Annotated in this window: 20 protein-coding genes; 9 read left to right on the top strand and 11 right to left on the bottom strand. The window is 70.9% G+C overall.

What is annotated here, in order from left to right:
• The 5 genes from SSP08S_RS20230 to SSP08S_RS20210 all read right to left on the bottom strand — a co-directional run bounded on the left by SSP08S_RS20230 (position 1) and on the right by SSP08S_RS20210 (position 4,610).
• Positions 1-693, bottom strand: coding sequence for a B3/B4 domain-containing protein (locus tag SSP08S_RS20230; protein WP_019069445.1), 693 nt, complete (start codon positions 691-693; stop codon positions 1-3).
• A gap of 8 nt (positions 694-701) precedes the next feature.
• Positions 702-1,274: a transglutaminase domain-containing protein gene (locus SSP08S_RS20225; RefSeq protein ID WP_019069444.1), complete on the bottom strand. Its 573-nt coding sequence runs from the start codon at positions 1,272-1,274 to the stop codon at positions 702-704.
• A gap of 86 nt (positions 1,275-1,360) precedes the next feature.
• Positions 1,361-2,431, bottom strand: coding sequence for a threonine aldolase family protein (locus tag SSP08S_RS20220; RefSeq protein ID WP_019069443.1), 1,071 nt, complete (start codon positions 2,429-2,431; stop codon positions 1,361-1,363).
• Positions 2,428-3,174 (bottom strand): SDR family NAD(P)-dependent oxidoreductase, encoded by a 747-nt coding sequence (locus SSP08S_RS20215; RefSeq protein ID WP_019069442.1) that lies wholly within the window; start codon positions 3,172-3,174, stop codon positions 2,428-2,430. The genes SSP08S_RS20220 and SSP08S_RS20215 overlap by 4 nt, the downstream gene beginning before the upstream one ends.
• A gap of 38 nt (positions 3,175-3,212) precedes the next feature.
• Positions 3,213-4,610, bottom strand: a complete 1,398-nt coding sequence (locus tag SSP08S_RS20210) for a DUF6421 family protein (protein ID WP_026178661.1) — start codon at positions 4,608-4,610, stop codon at positions 3,213-3,215.
• A 403-nt stretch (positions 4,611-5,013) separates the two neighbouring features.
• Between SSP08S_RS20210 and SSP08S_RS20205 the strand changes: the two genes are divergently transcribed.
• The gene (locus tag SSP08S_RS20205) at positions 5,014-5,697 is read left to right on the top strand and encodes a glycerophosphodiester phosphodiesterase (protein ID WP_026178660.1); all 684 of its coding nucleotides are present in this window, start codon (positions 5,014-5,016) and stop codon (positions 5,695-5,697) included.
• A gap of 3 nt (positions 5,698-5,700) precedes the next feature.
• On the opposite strand, the gene SSP08S_RS20200 is transcribed toward SSP08S_RS20205, so the two are convergent.
• Entirely contained in the window at positions 5,701-6,240 is a 540-nt protein-coding gene (locus SSP08S_RS20200) for a GNAT family N-acetyltransferase (protein ID WP_019069439.1), read from the bottom strand.
• Positions 6,241-6,315: 75 nt separating this feature from the next.
• Between SSP08S_RS20200 and SSP08S_RS20195 the strand changes: the two genes are divergently transcribed.
• Positions 6,316-6,708 (top strand): VOC family protein, encoded by a 393-nt coding sequence (locus SSP08S_RS20195; protein WP_019069438.1) that lies wholly within the window; start codon positions 6,316-6,318, stop codon positions 6,706-6,708.
• 95 nt (positions 6,709-6,803) lie between these two features.
• A complete protein-coding gene (locus SSP08S_RS20190; protein WP_019069437.1) occupies positions 6,804-7,568 on the top strand; it encodes a VOC family protein in 765 nt (254 codons plus the stop codon).
• A gap of 27 nt (positions 7,569-7,595) precedes the next feature.
• Here the strand turns inward: SSP08S_RS20190 and SSP08S_RS20185 are convergent, their stop codons facing one another.
• The 3 genes from SSP08S_RS20185 to SSP08S_RS20175 all read right to left on the bottom strand — a co-directional run bounded on the left by SSP08S_RS20185 (position 7,596) and on the right by SSP08S_RS20175 (position 12,563).
• Positions 7,596-10,172: a carbohydrate-binding protein gene (locus tag SSP08S_RS20185; protein ID WP_019069436.1), complete on the bottom strand. Its 2,577-nt coding sequence runs from the start codon at positions 10,170-10,172 to the stop codon at positions 7,596-7,598.
• 118 nt (positions 10,173-10,290) lie between these two features.
• On the bottom strand, positions 10,291-10,878 hold the full coding sequence (locus SSP08S_RS20180; protein WP_026178659.1) for a MarR family winged helix-turn-helix transcriptional regulator: 588 nt from the start codon (positions 10,876-10,878) through the stop codon (positions 10,291-10,293).
• A complete protein-coding gene (locus SSP08S_RS20175; RefSeq protein WP_019069434.1) occupies positions 10,875-12,563 on the bottom strand; it encodes an FUSC family protein in 1,689 nt (562 codons plus the stop codon). The genes SSP08S_RS20180 and SSP08S_RS20175 overlap by 4 nt, the downstream gene beginning before the upstream one ends.
• A gap of 184 nt (positions 12,564-12,747) precedes the next feature.
• Between SSP08S_RS20175 and SSP08S_RS20170 the strand changes: the two genes are divergently transcribed.
• From SSP08S_RS20170 to SSP08S_RS20155, 4 genes are all read left to right on the top strand, one after another.
• On the top strand, positions 12,748-13,305 hold the full coding sequence (locus SSP08S_RS20170; protein ID WP_019069433.1) for a DUF5134 domain-containing protein: 558 nt from the start codon (positions 12,748-12,750) through the stop codon (positions 13,303-13,305).
• A gap of 107 nt (positions 13,306-13,412) precedes the next feature.
• On the top strand, positions 13,413-14,348 hold the full coding sequence (locus tag SSP08S_RS20165; RefSeq protein WP_019069432.1) for a M56 family metallopeptidase: 936 nt from the start codon (positions 13,413-13,415) through the stop codon (positions 14,346-14,348).
• A gap of 59 nt (positions 14,349-14,407) precedes the next feature.
• Positions 14,408-15,070 carry a phosphatase PAP2 family protein gene (locus SSP08S_RS20160; RefSeq protein WP_019069431.1) on the top strand — a complete coding sequence of 221 codons (663 nt, stop codon included), beginning with the start codon at positions 14,408-14,410 and terminating at the stop codon, positions 15,068-15,070.
• A gap of 25 nt (positions 15,071-15,095) precedes the next feature.
• Positions 15,096-15,791 (top strand): HAD family hydrolase, encoded by a 696-nt coding sequence (locus SSP08S_RS20155; RefSeq protein ID WP_019069430.1) that lies wholly within the window; start codon positions 15,096-15,098, stop codon positions 15,789-15,791.
• 46 nt (positions 15,792-15,837) lie between these two features.
• On the opposite strand, the gene SSP08S_RS20150 is transcribed toward SSP08S_RS20155, so the two are convergent.
• A complete protein-coding gene (locus tag SSP08S_RS20150) occupies positions 15,838-16,086 on the bottom strand; it encodes a DUF2630 family protein (protein ID WP_019069429.1) in 249 nt (82 codons plus the stop codon).
• Between the two features lie 264 nt (positions 16,087-16,350).
• On the opposite strand from SSP08S_RS20150, the gene SSP08S_RS20145 reads away from it, so the two are divergent.
• Entirely contained in the window at positions 16,351-17,028 is a 678-nt protein-coding gene (locus SSP08S_RS20145) for a TetR/AcrR family transcriptional regulator (RefSeq protein ID WP_019069428.1), read from the top strand.
• Positions 17,029-17,051: 23 nt separating this feature from the next.
• Here the strand turns inward: SSP08S_RS20145 and SSP08S_RS20140 are convergent, their stop codons facing one another.
• Positions 17,052-17,516 (bottom strand): DUF6214 family protein, encoded by a 465-nt coding sequence (locus tag SSP08S_RS20140; RefSeq protein WP_043259554.1) that lies wholly within the window; start codon positions 17,514-17,516, stop codon positions 17,052-17,054.
• Positions 17,517-17,749: 233 nt separating this feature from the next.
• On the opposite strand from SSP08S_RS20140, the gene SSP08S_RS20135 reads away from it, so the two are divergent.
• Positions 17,750-19,096: an FAD-dependent oxidoreductase gene (locus tag SSP08S_RS20135; protein WP_019069426.1), complete on the top strand. Its 1,347-nt coding sequence runs from the start codon at positions 17,750-17,752 to the stop codon at positions 19,094-19,096.
• Positions 19,097-19,200 lie beyond the last annotated feature (104 nt).

Below are 19,200 nucleotides of genomic sequence, written 5' to 3'. Positions count from 1 at the left end.
TCACGCCGGGGCGTGGACAGTGATCCGCGCCCCGGGGCTGAACTTCTCCAGCAGTACGGCGAGTTCGGCGCCCGCGCGTTCCACCTCGGCGACGGACATCGGCGCCAGGCTCTCCAACAGGAAGACGGCGGACATCGATTCCTCCGTGAGCCTGGTGCGCGGCCCCTGTCGCCAGTTCCAGCGGCGACAGGTGACACCGGCCGCGTCGGTCCACACCACCTCGCCCGCGTCGGGGTGTTCGACGATCTCCTCGCCGCCCGCGACGGTCACGAACTCCTCGTCCCCGGTGGCCCGTTGGAGGGTCATCCCGCCCTGGATGCGGTCGGTGTCCTCACCGCCCACGGGGATCAAGTACGCGACGCTGATGGCGTTGTAGAGGTCGACCAGCACATTGATCCGGGGCAGTCCGGCGTCCGTGAGCGCCCTCTTGGCCAGCGCCTCGGCCGAGTTGCGGGTCCGCGACGGCTTCGACCCGAACGCCGTGTACACCTCGCGCCAGGCCGCCATGTGCGGGTCCTCGTGCGGGGCACGACCGTCGAGTCGTACGGCGAGGCGGCGGGCCGCGTCGTCGAGGAGCGCCGAACTCGCTTCGGTGCTCGGCCCGTTGACCAGTCCGTGCGCCTCGATCACGACATGCGTGAAGCCGGGTGCGAGGGTGCGGACTTCGTCGGACACGGTCAGGGTCAGCGTCATGAGGTGCCTCAGAGTGCGGTCGGGAGCGTCTGCCACAGGTACGGCCGGTCGGGAGCGGCCTTCAGGGCGCTCAGGACGACCGGGTGCGGTTCAGCGTACAGCACCGGATAGTCCAGCTCATTGAACTCCGGATCGGGTACCAAGGCCAGCCGCTCGCCGTCGAGGGAGAACTGCGCGTCCACGCCCGGTTTGTTGCCGCGCGGATCCTGCCGGTGCCAGGCCCCGTTGAACCGTACGGCGATCAGCCCGTGCACCACGTCGAACTTCTGGTAGCACAGGGCCGTCGGGATGTCCTCGGCCCGCAGCAGCGCGGCCAGCGCGTGCGCCTTGGCGTAACAGATGCCGGTGCCCTGCTCCAGGACGTCGGAGGCCCGCCAGGTGACGCGCGGGTCACCCGCGTCCTGCGAGTGGGGGATGGCGTCCCGCACGAACTCGAACGCCAGTCGTGCATAGCCATACGAATCCACGGCGCTCTTGGCGAGTCGCGCGGCGGTCTCGCGCACGAGGGGATGACCGTGGTCGATGACCTCGTCGGCGGCCAAGTAGGCGGACAGATCGGGGGTGTTCTGGATCAGCTCCATGGGTGGAGAGCATAGGAAAGCGATCACCCGAGAGTCAATGACTTTTCAGGCGACCGCATACCTATGCATCATCTGTTCAAGCTTGACTAGCGGGCCATCTCCTCCTTGAGCGCCGCCACGAACGCGTCCACGTCGTCCTCGGTCGTGTCGAAGCCGCACATCCAGCGGACGTCGCCGGCCGCCTCGTCCCAGAAGTAGAAGCGGAACCGCTCCTGAAGGCGCACGCTCACGTCGTGCGGGAGGCGGGCGAAGACGCCGTTGGCCTGCACCGGGTAGAGGATCTCCACCCCGTGCACCGCGCGCACGCCCTCGGCGAGGCGCTGGGCCATCTCGTTCGCGTGACGGGCGTTGCGCAGCCACAGGTCCTTGGCGAGCAGCGCCTCCAACTGCACAGAGACGAAGCGCATCTTGGAGGCCAGCTGCATGGACAGCTTGCGCAGGTGCTTCATGTGGCTGACGGCGTCCTGGTTGATGACGACGACCGCCTCGCCGAAGATCGCGCCGTTCTTCGTCCCGCCCAGGGAGAGGATGTCGACGCCCACCGCGTTGGTGAACGTCCGCATGGGGACGTCCAGGGAGGCCGCCGCGTTGGCTATCCGGGAGCCGTCGAGGTGGACCTTCATGCCGCGCGCGTGGGCGTGGTCGCAGATCGCGCGGATCTCGTCGGGCGTGTAGAGGGTGCCGAGTTCGGTGCTCTGGGTGATCGAGACGACCTGTGGCATCGCGCGGTGCTCGTCGTCCCAGCCGTAGGCCTGCCGGTCGATCAGTTCGGGCGTGAGCTTGCCGTCGGGCGTGGGCACCGTGAGCAGCTTCAGGCCGCCCATGCGCTCGGGGGCGCCGCCCTCGTCGACGTTGATGTGGGCGCTCTCGGCGCAGATCACCGCGCCCCAGCGGTCGGTGACCGCCTGGAGCGCGACGACGTTGGCGCCGGTGCCGTTGAAGACCGGGAATGCCTCGGCCGTGGCGCCGAAGTGGCTGCGGATGATTTCCTGGAGGTTCTCGGTGTAGTCGTCCTCGCCGTAGGCGACCTGGTGGCCGCCGTTGGCGAGGGCGAGGGCGGCGAGCACCTCGGGGTGGGCGCCGGCGTAGTTGTCGCTGGCGAAGCCGCGGATCTCCGGGTCGTGGTGGCGCCGTGCGTCGGTCTTCGGAGGGTTCACGGCTTCTCGGTCAGCCACAGACGGTTTCCGTTCACTTCGGTGGCGGGCTTGTCCCAGACGCCGGCGATGGCCTCGGCGAGGTCCTTGACGTCGGTGAAGCCCGCGAACTTCGCGTTGGGGCGTTCGGCGCGCATCGCGTCGTGCACCAGCGCCTTCACCACCATGATGGCGGCGGCGGAGGTGGGCCCGTCCTCGCCGCCGGCCTTGCGGTAGCCGTCGGCCATCGCGAGGGTCCAGGCCTCGGCGGCGGCCTTCGCGGCGGAGTACGCCGCGTTGCCCGCCGTGGGCTTGCTGGCGCCCGCCGCGCTGATCAGCAGATAGCGGCCGCGGTCGCTGCGCTCCAGGCCGTCGTAGAAGGCCAGGGAGGTGTGCTGCACGGTGCGGATGAGCAGCTTCTCCAGCAGGTCCCAGTCGGCGAGGTCGGTCTCGGTGAAGGTGGCGCTGCCGCGCCAGCCGCCGACGAGGTGGACCAGGCCGTCGACGCGGCCGAAGTCCTTCTCGATGTGCGCGGCCCAGTCACGGGTGGCCTGCGGGTCGAGCAGGTCGACCGTGTCGCCGACGACGGTGGCACCGCCGTGCGCGTAGCGGGCCGCGTCCACGGCCTCCGCCAGGCGTTCGGGATGCGCGTCCGAGCCGACGACGGTCGCGCCCGCCTCCGCCAGCCGCAGCAGCACGGCCCGGCCTGCCGGTCCGCCCGCTCCGGCCACCGCGATCACCGCGCCGTTGAGCGCCCCGTTCCCCATGGTCCTCGCCTCCTGAGCCACTTCGGTGCTGCGGTCGCTCACGCGGCGATCCGCTCGGCGCTCTCCGCCGTGATGCCCTTGGTCGAGGCGATCACGTTCTTCAGCTTCTTGGAGAGGGCCTCATAGAACATGCTCAGCGGAAACTCGTCCGGAAGCACGTCATCCACGAGTTTCCGCGGCGGCTGGCTCAGGTCCAGGGCGTCGGGACCCTTGGCCCACTTGGAGCCCGGGTGCGGGGCGAGATAGGTCGCGACCAGGTCGTAGGCCTTGAACCAGTGGACGAGCTTGGGGCGGTCGATGCCGGCGCGGTAGAGGTCCTCGATCTCGGCGCACAGCTGGTTGGTGACCTCGGGGGCGCGGCGCCAGTCGATGTGCAGCTTGTTGTCGGTCCAGCGGACGACGTCGTGCTGGTGCAGGTAGGCGAAGAGGAGCTGGCCGCCGAGTCCGTCGTAGTTGCGGACGCGCTCGCCGGTGACCGGGAAGCGGAACATGCGGTCGCACAGGACCGCGTACTGCACGTCACGGGCCTGCGGGACGCCGTCGGCCTCCAGCTTCACGGCCTCCTTGAAGGCGGTGAGGTCGCAGCGCAGCTCTTCGAGGCCGTACATCCAGAACGGCTGGCGCTGCTTGATCATGAACGGGTCGAAGGGCAGGTCGCCGTGGCTGTGGGTGCGGTCGTGGACCATGTCCCACAGGACGAAGGCCTCCTCGCAGCGCTTCTGGTCGTCGACCATGGTGGCGATGTCCTCGGGCAGTTCCATGCCCAGGATGTCGACGGCGGCCTCGGTGACCCGGCGGAAGCGGGCGGCCTCGCGGTCGCAGAAGATGCCACCCCAGGAGAATCGTTCCGGCGCCTGGCGTACGGCGATGGTCTCCGGGAAGAGCACGGCCGAGTTGGTGTCGTAGCCGGTCGTGAAGTCCTCGAAGGTGATGCCGCAGAACAGCGGGTTGTCGTAGCGGGTCGCCTCCAGCTCGGCCAGCCAGTCGGGCCAGACCATGCGCAGGACGACCGCTTCGAGGTTGCGGTCCGGGTTGCCGTTCTGCGTGTACATCGGGAAGACGACCAGGTGCTGGAGTCCGTCCCGGCGGTTCGCGGCGGGCTGGAAGGCCAGCAGCGAGTCGAGGAAGTCGGGCACCTGGAAGCCGTCGGCGGCCCAGCGCTCCAGGTCCCGGACCAGGGCGGCGTGATAGGCGGCATCGTGCGGGAGCAGCGGGGAGAGCTCCTCGACGGCACCCGTCACCCGGCGCACGGCGTACGCGGCCTCCGCGCGGTCCGGCGCCCCCTCGGCCGCGAAGTCGATCGACCCGTCCTTGGTCTGCCATGGCCGGATCCGCTCCACGGCATCCTTGAGCACGGGCCATGCCGGATGCTCCACCACCCTGGTCACGGGAGGAACCCGCTCCTCCGAACCCACCTGCACAAGAATTTCCGTCATGTCCCATCCTCCACGGGAGAATCCAGCGTATGGGAACCGTATACATATGTGGATTCTCTCAGCAAGAGGATCTTCGGGAGATTATCCTGCCAACCCCTACCCGTGACCGAACTTTTTCCTGCCGGAAACCCTGATGACCACCGAAGGGGCATGGCGCCGCTACCCAGGGACCGAGGCGCCGAAACCGGCCACCGGTCAATCGCCCAGGGACGCGCCCACGCCAGGGTGACCGCTCCGGCCGGTGCCGTGCAGGTCGGCCGCCGCCGTCTCCGCGATCCTCCGTGTACGCGCGGGTCCATCGCCGGGCCCGGCCGTTAGGCTGCGGCTCTGCCGCGTGGACGCCGGTGTCCGGCCGCGCCCGCGCGCGCGTGCCGAGCCGCCGTCGACGGAAGCGAGTTGAACCTTGAACTTCCTTACCATCGGTCACCGCGGAGTCATGGGTCTCGAACCCGAGAACACTCTCCGTTCCTTCGTCGCCGCCGAGCAGGGCGGCCTCGATGTCATCGAACTCGATCTGCATCTGAGCAGGGACGGCGCCCTCGTCGTCATGCACGACGCCGACGTGGACCGTACGACCGACGGGACCGGTCCGATCGCCGAGCGGACCCTGGACGAGCTGCGCACCCTGGACGCGGGCCGCGGCGAGCGCGTACCCACCTTCGAGGAGGTGCTGGACGCCGTCCGCTCGCCGCTCCAGGCCGAGATCAAGGACCTCGCGGCGGCACGGGCGCTGGCCGAGGTCATGCACCGGCGGGACCTGGTCGGACGGGTCGAGGTGTCCTCGTTCCACGACGAGGCGATCACCGAGATCGCCCGTCTGGTGCCCGGTGTACGCACCGCGCTGATCGCGAGCCGCTTCGGTCCCGAGGTGGTGGAGCGGGCGACGGAGGCCGGTGCCGAAACAGTCTGCCTGAACATCCGCCGACTGACCCTGGAGGTCGTCGAGGCGGCCCGCAAGGCGGACTTGAAGATCATCGGCTGGGTGGTGAACACCCAGGACCACCTGCGGCTCGTACGCGCCCTGGAACTGGACGGCGCGACCACCGACTACCCGGAGATCAAACGCACGGGCCGCTTCACCGCGTGAGGGCTACGCGAGTTCCTTGACCAGCAGCTCGAACTGAAGGTCGTCGCGCTGCGGAATGCCGAACCGCTCGTCGCCGTACGGGAACGGGGTCATCCGGCCCGTACGGCGATAGCCGCGGCGCTCGTACCAGGCGATGAGGTCGTTGCGCACGGAGATCACGGTCATGTGCATCTCGCGCACACCCCAGGTCTCCCTTGCCGCGCGCTCCGCCTCCGCGATGATGACCTTGCCGAGGCCGCCGCCCTGGAGCTGGGGGCTGACGGCGAACATCCCGAAGTAGGCGTGGTCGCCCCGGTGTTCGAGCTGGCAGCAGGCGACCACCCGGCCGTCGCGTTCGACGACCAGGAGACGGCTGTCGGGAGACTTGATGACCGCGAGCACGCCCTCGGGGTCGGTCCGCTGCCCTTCGAGGATGTCCGCCTCGGTGGTCCACCCGGCCCGGCTGTCGTCACCCCGGTAGGCCGACTCGATCAGCACGACGAGGGCGTCCACATCGGCGTCGGTGGCGTCGCGGAAGGTCAGTCCGGTGGCGGCGGTGTCCATGGTGCACAACTCCGATCAGAGGCGCGGCTCGGCAGTGACGAGAGTAACGCGGCCCGAAGACTAGGCTCCGGCCGCATGGTGCACGTACTGAGCAGCCGTATCCTGCTCCGCCCGACCGACCCCGACCGTTCCCGCGCCTTCTACGGCGAGCAGCTGGGCCTGCCCGTCTACCGGGAGTTCGGGACGGGGGTCGAGCGCGGGACCGTCTACTTCCTCGGCGGCGGCTTCCTGGAGGTCTCCGGACGCTCCGAGACCCCGCCCTCGCCCGCCGTGCGGCTGTGGCTGCAGGTCGCGGACGCGGGGGCCGCGTACGAGGAGTTGCGGGCGAAGGGGGCCAAGATCGTACGGCCGCCGGTGAAGGAGCCCTGGGGGCTGGTGGAGATGTGGGTGGCGGATCCGGACGGGACGCGGATCGTGCTGGTGGAGGTGCCCGCGGACCATCCGCTGCGGTATCGGCCGGGGATCTAGGCCTACGGCGGGCAGGGGCCGTTCCGTGTCGGTTGGCCGGGGTCGTGGCCCGGGCTTAGCGTGCTGGAAGGAGTACTTCCTGCGGAAGGAACGCCATGAAGCTCGACAGGCCGGTGACCGGCGGGCCCTGTTGGGTCGAGCTCGGGACCAGTGACCTCGAGGCGGCCAAGGGGTTCTACGCGGACGTGCTCGGCTGGCGTCCGGAGACCGATCCCCGGCAGGAGGCGGGCGGCTACACGGTCGCGCACGTCGGGGACGCGGCGGTCGCCGGCCTGACGCCCCTGTTCCAGGAGTCGCAGCCGGTGGCGTGGAACGTGTCGTTCGCGGTGACGGACGCCGACGCGACCGCGGAACGGGTGCGTACGGCGGGCGGGACGCTGCTGATGGAGCCGATGGACGTGTTCGACATCGGGCGCTTCGCGGTCGCCCTGGATCCGGGCGGTGCCGTGTTCCAGATGTGGCAGGCGCGGACCTTCCCCGGCGCCGGACTGTTCAACTCGCCCGGCGCGCTGGGCTGGGTGGAGCTGCTGACGCGGGCGCCCGAGCGGGCCGAGGCCTTCTACACGAGCGTGTTCGGCTGGACCGTCCGGCCGTCGGCGCACTACCCGCAGTGGGGCATCGACGGCGCCGACTTCGGCGGCATGATGGCGATGGACGACAAGTTCCCGCCCCAGGTGACACCGCACTGGCTGCCGTACTTCGCGGTGAACGACGTCCACGCGGCCGCCGCCGCGACGACCTCGGCGGGCGGCGCGGTCCTCATGGAGCCCCGGTCCGTCGGCGACGTACGGCGGATCGCGGTGCTGCGGGATCCGCAGGGGGCGGTCTTCGGGGTGCACGCGGCGAGCGGGGAGGGCTGAGCCCGTTCGCCCGCCCGCCACACGCGGTCAGGCCAGCGGTGTCACCGTCACCTGGTCGATCACCGGGGCGTACGCGGAGCGTTGGCCGTACGGGTTCCTGGACCGGCCGTCGTGGTCCGGGAGTTCGTCGGCCGTGAACGTGAGGGTGTTGGCGCCCTCGTCGAGGGTGACGGGGACGCTCAGGTCGTGGAAGTTGTTGAAGTGGAAGGTCGTGGGGAACAGGACGCGCTGCGGGGCGGCCCCGTTGACCGCGATGTCCGCGTGGCGGCAGACCGGGTCCGGGTTGTAGTGGGTGGCGGGCGCCTGCTCGCCGTTGGAGTAGCGGATCGTGAGCGCGTACCGGCCGGCCCGCTCCGCCGTCACGGTGAGGGTGAGGGCGTTCCCGGGCCCGCCGCCGATGCCGTCGACCGCCTTGCCGCCGGTGGCGAACGTGTGGGCGCCGGTGACCCGGGCACCGCCGGTCGTGGTGCCCTCCTCGGCCGGGTGCGTCGAGGTGGGGAGGAGACCGCGTGACGGGTCTGTCCGGAGGCGGTCCAGGACGAGGTCGTCGGAAGTGGCGGTGACGGTGACCTTGTTGATGCCCGACGTGAGGAAGAGGGACAGGGGAGATCGTTCAACAATCCCTACGTTCTCACCGTTGATCGTCAACTCGCCCTCCCCGGGGCCGATCCGGTCGACGGTCACCGTCGCCTCCCCGTCGTCCGCCGCGTGCACCCAGAAGGTGGAGGTGCCACCCCGCGGCAGTACGGCGACACCCGGGCCGGAGGCTCCCCTGATCGCGTAGTCGACACGCGCGCCACCACCCAGGGCGGCGAACTCGGCGTCGTACAGCGCGGACCCGGTCCCCCGGTCGTCGCGGAGGGCGAGGTCGAGCTTGTCGACGACCGCATCGCCCCGCGTGACACCGAGGTCGGGGTCCTTGGCGGCGAGGGTGATGGTGTGCGCGCCGGCGGTCAGTTCGACCTGGGTGTCGGTGTGGCCCCACACCGCCCACTTGTAGCCGAGGGGCAGCCGAAGTTCGCACGGCTGACCGCCGTCGACGCGGAGGAAGACGTTGGTGGGTCCCTGCTCGCACACCGCGTCGGCCAGGTTGTACGAGTTCGCGAAGACGCTCACGTCGTACGTCCCGTCCTGCGGGACCTCGACGGAGAAGGCGAGCACGCCGTCGGAGCCGGTGCGGAGTCCGCCCACGTGGTAGCCGGTCGAGGTGGCGAACTTGTCGACGTCGGACGGCGACCCCTCGGGCCCGTTCAGGGAACGGCCGCCACCGAGATAGGTCGCGAACTCGGCCTGGTACGTCCGCCGCCAGCGGACCGAGGGCGGCAACGCTACGGCGCCCTCGCCGCCCGGGGACAGGATCACCTGGTACGCCGACATCTCCTCCAGATCTGTCAGACGAAGCGTCACTTTCCCGTCCACGACGGCGAGTTCATGGTCAGCAAGTCGCAACGGCTGCGCGGAGGCGCCGACTTGGCCCGTCCACGGGATCTCCAGGAGCCGAGCGTGGACGGTCGTACCGAAGACTTCCGGGTCGACGTGCTCGAACACGACGTCCGCCGAGCCGCCCGCGCCGCCGAGCAGCACCCGCGCCTGCCGCTTGTCCCGGTCGAGCGCGGCGACGCCCTGGAGCGTGTACTGCACGTTCGGGTGGGGCGCGGTGACCCGGACGGTGTGGCCCGTGAGCTGGCCGTAGGCGTTGAACAGCCACCACTGCCCGTTGCCCTTGTTGGCCTGGACCGCCGAGTCGTTGAGGTTGCCGTCGATGTTCCAGTACGCCATGTCGGCGTCGACCTTGGACTCCTCGATGGCGGCGATCCACTGGATCATCTGCCCCGGGACGGACAAGTGGTAGTTGTGGGCGTACTCGTTGATGTTGACGGGGAGCGGACCGATGCCCAACTCCCGTTCCAGGGCACGGTATTTGGTGACGTTCGTGCGGATCTCGTCCGGCGAGGACAGCTCGTGCCAGGTGACGATGTCGGGCAGTACGCCCTCGGCCTCGGCGAACTCCAGGAAGCCCTTGACCTCGTCGTACAGTTCGCAGGTGTTGGGGCCGGCGATGCGGGCGTCGGGGTCGAGGTCCTTGATCAGGCGGTAGATGTCCCGCCAGGCGGTGAAGTAGGCGCGCGGGTCGGTGCGCCAGGAGGTCCCGTCGTAGCTCCACTCCCCCGTGCCGAACATGTTGCCCTCGGGCTCGTTGAACGGGACGTACACGACATGGGACCGGTACTCGCCGAGTGCCAGCACCTGTTCGACGTGCCTGCGGACGCGTGCCGTGAAGTCGGCGAGGCGCTCGGGGCCGGTGGCGCCGGGCCATTCGTAGGGGAAGCCGCGGTAGATGTCGGTCAGGTAGACGTAGACGTCCTTGCCGCCCGCCTCGACGAAGGGGCGCAACATCTCCAGGGCGTCGGCGCCCGGGTGCTGGACGCCGTCCTGGGCCTTGGTGGAGACCGTGCGGACGTACATGCCCTCGACGACGTTGCGGCTGGGGACACCGTCGCCGTAGAGGCCGTAGAGCGTGCCGCTCGCGCCTCCGTGGAAGGGGCCCGTGTCGGTGCCGAGGTCGATGGTGAGCGTCTCGCGGGCGGAGGCTTCGGCTGCCACGGCATCAATCCCTTGTTCGGCATGTCGTACGACAGTCGGCGTCCCGAACCGACCTGGTCGAACGTAGGGAGATCACGCGGCCCACGTCAACGGTCCGTCACCGCTCGCCTACGGCGGCTCAGACGCGCAGCACGCCCAGCCGGCCTTCCAGCTGGACCAGCAACTCGCCGAGCAGCGTGGCGAGTTCGCCCTGTCCGGGGGTGTCGAGACCGGCGAGCACGGTGGTCTCGTAGGCGAGCTGCTCGGGCAGGATCGCGTCGACGAGCTCGCGGCCGGTGTCCGTCAGGCGGACGTGCGCGACGCGGCGGTCGCGGGTGTCGCCGCGGCGCTCGACCAGTCCGCGTTCGGTCAGCTGCTTGAGGCGCTTGGTGACGGCGGCCCCCGAGGAGAAGGTCTCCCGGGTCAGCTCGCTCGGCGTCAGCTCGTGCCCGGTGCGGCGGAGCGCGCCGAGCAGGTCGAACTCCGGGCGGCTGAGCCCGGCCCGGCGCAGCGGCGCGTCCTCGGCCTGCTGGAGCAGGGCGGCACACCGGTTGATACGGCCGATGATCTCCATCGGACCGGTGTCGAGATCGGGGTGCACGGCCTGCCACTGCCCGACGACGGCGGCGACGGTGTCGTGGCGGGGAGCGCTCGGTGAGGGGTCGTCGCGGGCCACATCCGGAGAGGCACCGTTTCCGTCCGCCGGCCGTCCGTTCATTGACGTCATCCCCGTACGCCCTCCGTCTTCCTGCACGTGCGCCGATCCGCGGCCGGCCGGGGCTGCGGTCCCCGGCGTCGTACCGTCGCGGCGAGCGTACGGTGTCCGGACTGCTCGGCGAGCACGACCCGCTCCTGGGGCAGGGCACGCTGCCACCACTCGCCGGACGCGGCGTCGACGGTGGCCCGCAGTTCGACCAGCGCGGCGGCGAGCGCGCGATGCGCGGAATCCAGGGCTCCGGGGACGGGGGCCGGTTCCGTCAGGAGGCGCGCGGCCCGCCCGCGCGCCCCTTCGACCGCGGTCAGCGCCTCCTCGATGCGGTCGGTCGCGCGGCGATTGGTGACGACGACCGCGGCCACGAGGCCGACCAGAGCGCCGACAAGGGTGTCCACGACCCGCTCGGTGATCAGCTCCCCGGGCTGCTGGGTCCGGGCGAACTCGGTGATGAGCAGCGCCATCGGGGTCACACAGACGCTGCCGAGCCAGTAGTTGCGGCCGATCAGCGCCTCGGCGCCGAAGTTGAACGCGAGGCAGCACAGCACGAGCGCCGCCGGATGGGAGTGCGCGAGCGGGGCCACACCGGCGAAGACGAGCACGCCCACGAGGTTGCCGACGACCCGCTGCACTCCGCGGCCCCAGGTGAGGGTGATGTTGGCCTGGTAGAGGGAGGCGGCGGTGACGAGTGCCCAGTAGGGGCGGCCGACACCGAGGGCGAGGGAGGCGTATCCGGCGAGGGCACAGCCGATCGCCGTGCGCAGCACGAGGGGGGCGAGCGGGCCGAGCCTGGTCCACAACGGGAGGGCGGGGGTGGCGAGTTCGGCGTCCACACCCATGAGTTCGGCTACGGCGTCCACCGGGTCGTCGGTCCGTGGGACCGGTCCCTTGCCGCGCAGTTCGCGGGCCCAGGTGCGCAGCGGCTCCGGGTCGGTGTCCGCGGGCGCGGCGAGGGCGACCTCGGCGCGGACGACGAGGCGTTCGAGAGCGCGGCGGGGCTCGGTGCGGGCGCCGGTGGCGAGCAGGGACTGCCAGGCCGCCTGGACGGCCGCCGCCGTGGCGGCACGCGCGCGTGCGTGGCCGTCGCCTGTGCCGTGGGCGGCGGCGTACCCGGCGGCGGCATCCAGGGCCTGGGCCGTGGCCCTGCGCTCGGGGCCGTAGGGCCGGACCAGGCCGGGTGCCATGCCGACGAGCCAAGCCCAGACGCCCGCCGCGGCGGCCAGCGCGAGGTGGCCGGGGACCTGGGCGGGCGTCTGCGGTGCGAAGAGCGAGGCGGAGCTGATGAAGGTGAGGACGACGTTGCCTGGCGGGCCGATCCGGGTCGCGTCGCACAGTCCCTTCTGTACGGCGGCCAGGACGGCGCCGACCGTGACCAGCACGACGGCGTTCGTCGCGAGGGAGGCGGTGACCAGTGCGACGGCAAGACCGCCGATCATCCCGAGCACCACCCAGAGCAGCGCGCGGGCCCGGGCGGCGTAGGGCTTGTTGTGGGCGTAGAGCGCGCACAAGGAGCCGGCCATCGTGTACATCGCCAGATCGAGGCGGCCCAGGGCGAGCAGGGTCAGGTTGGGCGGGGCGACCGAGGCGACCGCGCTGAGCGCGGGCTTGAACCAGATGTCGGAGGGCCGGCCGAGGCGCAGCACACCGACGAGCGGAAGGCGTCGGACGCGCGGGGTGGGGACGGGGGTCGCACTGCTCATGTCGGACAAGTTTAGCAGGTGTTTTACTCGTGAATTAGTTGCGCGAATACGCCTCCGACCTGCCGCACTCCGCCGAGTGCTCCCCATGTACACCGTTGCGCTCGATTGCGCCCCGTGCGGCACGGGCAACCTGTGACCGATCGTCTACGAAGAGTGAGAACCGGGGTGGAACGGGGGGCTGCGCATGCACGGACCGGCTTCGCCCGGCTGGCTGCTGGTCGCGCTGTGCGCGGCGACCGGGGCCTACTGCCTGCTGCGGATGCGCAGCCCCGTCGAGGAACAGCGGCGGGCCGCCGGCGGCGAGGCCCTGATGGGCTTCGGGATGGCCGCGATGGCCGTACCCGCCGCGGTGTTCGCACCGCCGTCGTGGGCCTGGCCCGGCTACGCTGCGGTGTTCGGCGCGGCGGCGCTGCGCGCCCTGTGGACCGCGCGCAGGAGCCCGCACCATGTGCACCATCTGCTGGGCACCGCCGCCATGGTCTACATGGCGCTCGTGATGGGCTCCTCCCCCGGTCACCACCATGAACACGAAGGCTCCGGAGTCCCGCTGGTGACAGGTGTGTTGCTCCTCTACTTCGTGGGATACGTGCTGCTGTCGGGCATACGGCTGGTACCCGTCACCGGCGTGACCGTCGCCGACGGCGGGGGCGGGAGCGTCGGGTGGGGCGACCGACCGGAGCTGGCCAGGGCGTGCCGGCTGTCGATGGGGATCGCCATGGTCGCCATGCTGTTGACGCTCTGAGGATCCGAGGGTTCAGGAGATCCTCGCACTGTACGAAACCGTGGTCTGCGTCACTTTGCCGTAGCAAGCCGTACCCCTGATCACCGCGGCGCTCATAGGGTGCTCCCATGATGGTCCCCGCGGCACTGTTGCTGCTCGGCGCCTTGGCCGCCGTCGTCGCCCCACGGCTGCTCGCCCGGGCCGACTGGCCGGACCATGAGCCGGTGCTCGCGCTGTGGGTGTGGCAGTGCGTCGTGGCGGCCGTCCTCCTGTGCTGCGCCCTGTCGATGACGCTCAGCGCCGCGGCCGCGTGGCAGGCGGTGCGCGGCCATGTCTTCGCCAACGCCCCGCACGCCGTCCTGGACGCCTATCCCCTTGTGACGACCGGGCCTTGGGCCGCGGCGACCGCGGTAGCCCTCGCGTGCGGCGGGGCGTGGACGGCGGCGATGCTGGTCCGTGAGGTCCTGCGGGCCCGGTCGCGGCGTCGGCGGCGAAGGGCCGAACTCCTCGTACGCGCACCCCTGTTGCCCGGCGAGGGGCCGGGCGCCGAGCCGCTGGTCGTGCTGGAGGGCGAGCGCCCCGACGCGTGGTGGATGTCCGGTCCCGCGCCTCAACTGGTCATCACCACAGCCGCGTTGCGCCGACTGAAGGGGCGGCAACTGGACTCCCTGCTCGCGCACGAACAGGGGCACGCGCAGGCCCGGCACGACTGGCTGCTGCACTGTTCGGCCGCGCTCGCGACCGGGTTTCCGCAGGTGCCGGTGTTCGCCGCGTTCCGGGACGAGATGCACCGCCTGGTCGAACTCTCCGCCGACGACATGGCCTCCCGCCGCTTCGGCCGCCTCACGACCGCGCTCGCGCTCGTCGAACTCAACGAGGACCGTGGGGTGTTCGGGCCGTGCCCGACCCCGCATGCCCATGTCCCGCAGCGAGTGCACCGGTTGCTCGCGCCCCAGGACCGGCTCACGACGACACGCCGTCTGGGGCTGACCGCCACGGCGGCGCTGGTGCCGGTGATTCCGGTGCTGGTGGCGTTCGTACCGGGGCTGCGGGCGCTCGGCTGAGGTCGACGTGGACCGGCACGGAGGGGCATGGACCGGTACGGATCGGTGAGGATCGTTCCATGCACCGTCCGTCCCGCCCTGCTCGTCGGCACACCACCGTCGTCCTGGCCCTGCCCCTGACTCTGGCCCTGTGCTCCGGGCTGCTCGTCACCCTCATCGCGGTCGACTGGCGTCCGCTGATCGACCTCGACCGCCGGATCGCCGTAACCACTCATCGCTGGGCGGTCGAGGACCGCGGGGTGACACAGGTGTGCCGCATCCTGACGGACTGGGTCTGGGACCCCCTCACCCTGCGCCTTGTATGCGCGGCCACCATGGTGTGGCTGGTGTGGCGGCGTTCCGCGTGGTGGACGGCACTGTGGCTGGCGGCCACATGTGCGCTCGGCACAGTGCTGCAGCAGACCCTGAAGGCACTGGTCGACCGCCCCCGCCCGGTGTGGCCCGACCCCGTCGACTCCGCCCATTACGCGGCCTTCCCCTCGGGCCACGCCATGACCGCCACCGTGGTCTGCGGACTTCTCCTGTGGCTGCTCCACCGCTCCGACGCCGGACGTGCCGTGTGGCGAACGGCCATGACTCTGGCCGTGATCTCCGTGGCGGGTGTGGGACTGACCCGTGTGTGGCTGGGTGTGCACTGGCCGTCGGACGTGGTGGGCGGCTGGGTGCTCGGTGCGTTCGTGGTGGCAGTGGCTGTCGGGGTGTACGAACGGCGGTGGGCGTGAGCGAGTGGCTGAGTAAGATCACCGCATGAGTGCCGTCCTCTTCGACTTCTCCGGAACCCTCTTCCGTATCGAGTCCACCGAGTCCTGGTTGCGTGCCGTACTGCGGGAGACCGGGATCTCGCTGCCCGAGCCGGAGTTGGCCGAGGCCGCGCGGGCACTGGAGTCGGCCGGGGCGCAGCCGGGTGGGGCGCGGCCGGAGCGGCTGCCCGCGGAGTTCGCCGAGATGTGGGCGGTCCGGGACCGGAGTGCGGAACAGCACCGGGCCGCTTTCACCGGAGTCTCCCGCCAAGTCCCGCTCCCCGACCCGGCGTTGCACGACGCGCTGTACGACCGGCACATGAAGCCGGCCGCCTGGACGCCGTACCCGGACACGGAATTCGTGCTGCGCACGCTGCGCGAGCGCGGCATCGCCGTGGGCGTGGTGAGCAACATCGGCTGGGATCTGCGGCCGGTGTTCCGGGAGCACGGCCTCGACGCCTACGTGGACACGTACGCGCTGTCGTACGAACACGGCATTCAGAAGCCGGACCCGCGGCTGTTCGCGGTCGCCTGCGAGGCGCTCGGGGTCGACCCGAAGGACGTGCTGATGGTCGGCGACGAGCGACACTCGGACAGCGGGGCGGCGGCCCTGGGCTGCGGGGTTCACTTCGTGGACCACCGCCCGGTGACCGAACGGCCGGACGCCCTGCGCCCCGTGCTCGACCTGGTCGGTCAGGGCTGAGCCGGGGCCGGCTCCAGGAGTCCAGGAGCCGACCCCGCCCGCCGAGTCACCCCTGATACCCCTCGACCTCGGACTCCGGGCGCACTCGCGCCTCGTCCGGGTTCTCGCCGAACTCCACCTTGGCGCGGCGCTGCCGCAACAGGTCCCAGCACTGGTCGAGTTCGCGTTCCAGCTGGCCGAGGCGCTGGTGCTCCGTGGTGCTGTCGATCGTGCCGGAGGCGAGGGCCTCCCGGAGCTTGCGCTCGTCGTCGACCATCTCGTTGATCCGCGCGAAAATCTGCTGGTCCTGGTCCATGCCCGTGCGCCTCCTCGGCTCGTCACCCGTGCCCACTCTAGGGACGGATCACGTGCCGTGCGACAGATGTGCGAGAAGGCGCGGCGCCGGACGCCGGGCCAAAGGTCGCCCCGGGTAACCATTGGGGTGAAAAGGAGCCGCCCGCCTGAGACGATCCCCCGCGTCGCCCCAGACGGACGGCAGCATTTCGACGGGTCCTCGCGACGGGGACCCGTACGTCCTGAGTATAGTTGGCTGATAGCCAGTCAACGCAGGAGTTACAGCATGTCCCCGCGAAGCGCCTCGGTCAATGAAGAGTTGCGACGGCGTTCCCGGGAGCGGCTCCTGCAGGCGGCGGTCGAGTTGGTCGGTGAGCGCGGCTTCGAGGCCACGACCTTGGGTGACATCGCGGACCGGGCCGGCTCGGCGCGCGGACTGGTGTCGTACTACTTCCCCGGAAAACGCCAGTTGGTGCAGTCCGCCGTGCACCGGTTGATGCACCGCACGCTGGAGGAGGCGCTGGAGCGTGAGCCGCGCACCACGGACGGACGGGAGCGCATGGCGCGGGCCATCGACGCGATCCTGGGCCTCGCGCACGACCGGCCCGTGCTGATGCGCCAGCACATGGCCGGGCTGCTCCAGGGCGAGGGCTTCGTACAGTGCCCGGAGCAGCGGCGCCTGGCCGAACTGCTCGGGGAGACGATCGCGCGGTACGGATCGGGGAGCGCCCCGTCCGACTACCCGATGCTGCGGGCCCTCCTCATGGGCGCGGTCTACGCGGCACTTGTGCCCGGGGTGCCGATGCCGATCCCGGTGCTGCGTACCGAGTTGTTCCAACGGTACGGACTCGACTGGGAGTTGGGGATCCCGCCCGACAACGGCACGCCGCGCCCCGCGGCCGACACGGACCTCTCACGGTTCTTCGCGACGGACGACCGGCCGGTCGAGGATCCCACCACATAGCTCACCCCGCCCAACTCACCGGCTCAGCGGCGCGCATGACGAGGCGTCAGGTAACCCGCGTCGCGCGCCTGGGAGATGAGCCGGAGCGAGCGGCGTCGGCTGTGTCCGGTCGCGCACATCACCGCGAGGACGGGATCGACGCCCTCTTCCTGTGCGGCGCGGTACTCCTGGGCGACCAGCCACCGTCCCTCGATGCCGCGCGGCCAGGGCGGCCGGGCCCGGCGCGCCCCGCCCACCTCTGCCTCCTCCTCGCCCACCGGCCCCGGTTCCAGGCCGCACGCCTCGAAGAGCGGCCCCTCGATCCAGTCGGCCAGCACCGTCAAGTCGTCGAGGGAAAGGGCCGGTTGGGCCCGTACGTCCTCGACGGAGAGGCCCTGGTCGGAGACCACGGCGAGGGCGTCGACCCGGGCGCCGTCGGTGAAGGCCAGCCGGACGTGGAACCACGAGGTGGCGCCGTCGTGCTCCTGCACTTCCCACGCGGGCCACACGGAGACCGCGCCGTCCTCCGGGCAGCGATCGGAAAGATTAACAAAGGATGCTTCTAGCACACACGCAACGTAACCGCATGATCACATTCCATACGAACGGACACGCGCGCCCCGGTCGCGTACGGGTCCGCACGGCACCCTGTCAGCGGAGCCCCTGTGGTGGGACCCTGGAGTTGCCAGCGGTCTGACGATTCACCGATCTCCTGTGTGCCTGACGGGTGAGGAGTTCCGCCGTGCTGCGTGTCGCCGTCGTCGGTTCCGGGCCGAGTGGGGTCTACACCGCCCAGAGCCTGGTCCAGCGGGAACCCGGGGTGCTGGTCGACGTCCTGGACCGGCTCCCGTGCCCGTACGGCCTGGTGCGCTACGGCGTGGCACCGGACCACGAGAAGATCAAGTCGCTGCAGAACAATCTGCGGACGGTGCTGGAGCACGAGCGGGTGCGATTCCTCGGCGGGGTGCAGGTGGGACCCGGCGGGCTGCCTGCCGCGCGGCTGCGGGAGCTGTACGACGCGGTCGTGTACTGCGTGGGCGCCGCCACCGACCGTCACCTGGGGATTCCGGGCGAGGAGCTGCCGGGCAGCTGGTCGGCGACCGAGTTCGTGTCCTGGTACAGCGCCCACCCGGACTCCACCGCCGACGGTTTCGTGCTCGGCGCGCGCTCGGCCGTGGTCATCGGCGTGGGCAATGTGGCGGTGGACGTCGCGCGGATGCTGGCGCGCGGCGCGGCCGAGCTGAGCCGGACCGACATCCCTCAGGCGGCGCTCACCGCGCTGGCCGCGAGCGGGGTGACGGACATCCACATGGTGGGCCGGCGCGGCCCCTCGCAGGCCCGCTTCACCACCAAGGAGCTGCGCGAGCTGGGCGGTCTGCCGGACAGCGAAGTGACCGTGGATCCGGCCGAGTTGGCGCTCGACCCCGACTTCCTCGATCCCTCCGCCCTGCCCGCCGCGCAGCGCCGCAACGTGGAGACGCTGCGCACCTGGGCGGCCCTGCCTCCCTCGGGAGCCGCCCGCCGTATCCACCTCCGCTTCTTCCTCCGTCCCGTCGAACTCCTCGCCGACGCGGGGCGGGTGGGCGCGGTGCGCTTCGAACGGACCGCGCCGGACGGGCACGGCGGGGTGCGCGGCACGGGTCAACTGGAGGACATCGAGGCGCAGTTGGTGCTGCGTTCGGTGGGCTATCGCGGGGTGCCGCTGGACGGACTGCCGTTCGACGCCGAGCTCGGCGTCGTGCCGCACCGGGCGGGCCGCGTCCTCCGCGAGGGGAGGGCCGTACCCGGCGAGTACGTGGCCGGCTGGATCAAGCGGGGCCCGACGGGCGTCATCGGCACCAACCGCCCGGACGCCAAGGAGACGGTGACGTCCCTGCTGGAGGACGCCTCCACGCTCGTACGACAGGAAGCGTCCGAAGACCCGCTCACCGTGCTGCGTGCCGAGGGGATCGAGCCGGTCGAGTGGGCCGGGTGGGAGGCCATCGAGCGGGCCGAGGCCGAGCTGGGGGCCTCGCTCGGGCGGGGCGGTGTGGTGAAACTGCCCGGCTGGGAGGCCCTTCGGGAGGCTGTGCGCGCGTCGCGCGCTTAGCAGATGGGCATGACACACGGCGGCAACACCTCAGAAATCAACAAACTGTTCAAGGCGCTTACGGTCTCGTGCTGTCCGCATGTCTCTCCCCTCCCCCTCCTCCC

It is taken from the genome of Streptomyces hokutonensis, from assembly GCF_000376565.1.
Classification (GTDB): domain Bacteria; phylum Actinomycetota; class Actinomycetes; order Streptomycetales; family Streptomycetaceae; genus Streptomyces; species Streptomyces hokutonensis.
Note: the sequence above shows the minus strand (reverse complement) of the source record. Positions and strands in the feature narration are given on the sequence as shown.

Coding starts and splice junctions, on each gene's coding strand:
- SSP08S_RS20230 (WP_019069445.1), bottom strand. CDS start 693: ATGACGCTGACCCTGACCGTGTCCGACGAAGTCCGCACCCTCGCACCC.
- SSP08S_RS20225 (WP_019069444.1), bottom strand. CDS start 1,274: ATGGAGCTGATCCAGAACACCCCCGATCTGTCCGCCTACTTGGCCGCC.
- SSP08S_RS20215 (WP_019069442.1), bottom strand. CDS start 3,174: ATGGGGAACGGGGCGCTCAACGGCGCGGTGATCGCGGTGGCCGGAGCG.
- SSP08S_RS20210 (WP_026178661.1), bottom strand. CDS start 4,610: ATGACGGAAATTCTTGTGCAGGTGGGTTCGGAGGAGCGGGTTCCTCCC.
- SSP08S_RS20200 (WP_019069439.1), bottom strand. CDS start 6,240: ATGGACACCGCCGCCACCGGACTGACCTTCCGCGACGCCACCGACGCC.
- SSP08S_RS20195 (WP_019069438.1), top strand. CDS start 6,316: ATGGTGCACGTACTGAGCAGCCGTATCCTGCTCCGCCCGACCGACCCC.
- SSP08S_RS20190 (WP_019069437.1), top strand. CDS start 6,804: ATGAAGCTCGACAGGCCGGTGACCGGCGGGCCCTGTTGGGTCGAGCTC.
- SSP08S_RS20180 (WP_026178659.1), bottom strand. CDS start 10,878: ATGACGTCAATGAACGGACGGCCGGCGGACGGAAACGGTGCCTCTCCG.
- SSP08S_RS20175 (WP_019069434.1), bottom strand. CDS start 12,563: ATGAGCAGTGCGACCCCCGTCCCCACCCCGCGCGTCCGACGCCTTCCG.
- SSP08S_RS20170 (WP_019069433.1), top strand. CDS start 12,748: ATGCACGGACCGGCTTCGCCCGGCTGGCTGCTGGTCGCGCTGTGCGCG.
- SSP08S_RS20165 (WP_019069432.1), top strand. CDS start 13,413: ATGATGGTCCCCGCGGCACTGTTGCTGCTCGGCGCCTTGGCCGCCGTC.
- SSP08S_RS20160 (WP_019069431.1), top strand. CDS start 14,408: ATGCACCGTCCGTCCCGCCCTGCTCGTCGGCACACCACCGTCGTCCTG.
- SSP08S_RS20155 (WP_019069430.1), top strand. CDS start 15,096: ATGAGTGCCGTCCTCTTCGACTTCTCCGGAACCCTCTTCCGTATCGAG.
- SSP08S_RS20150 (WP_019069429.1), bottom strand. CDS start 16,086: ATGGACCAGGACCAGCAGATTTTCGCGCGGATCAACGAGATGGTCGAC.
- SSP08S_RS20145 (WP_019069428.1), top strand. CDS start 16,351: ATGTCCCCGCGAAGCGCCTCGGTCAATGAAGAGTTGCGACGGCGTTCC.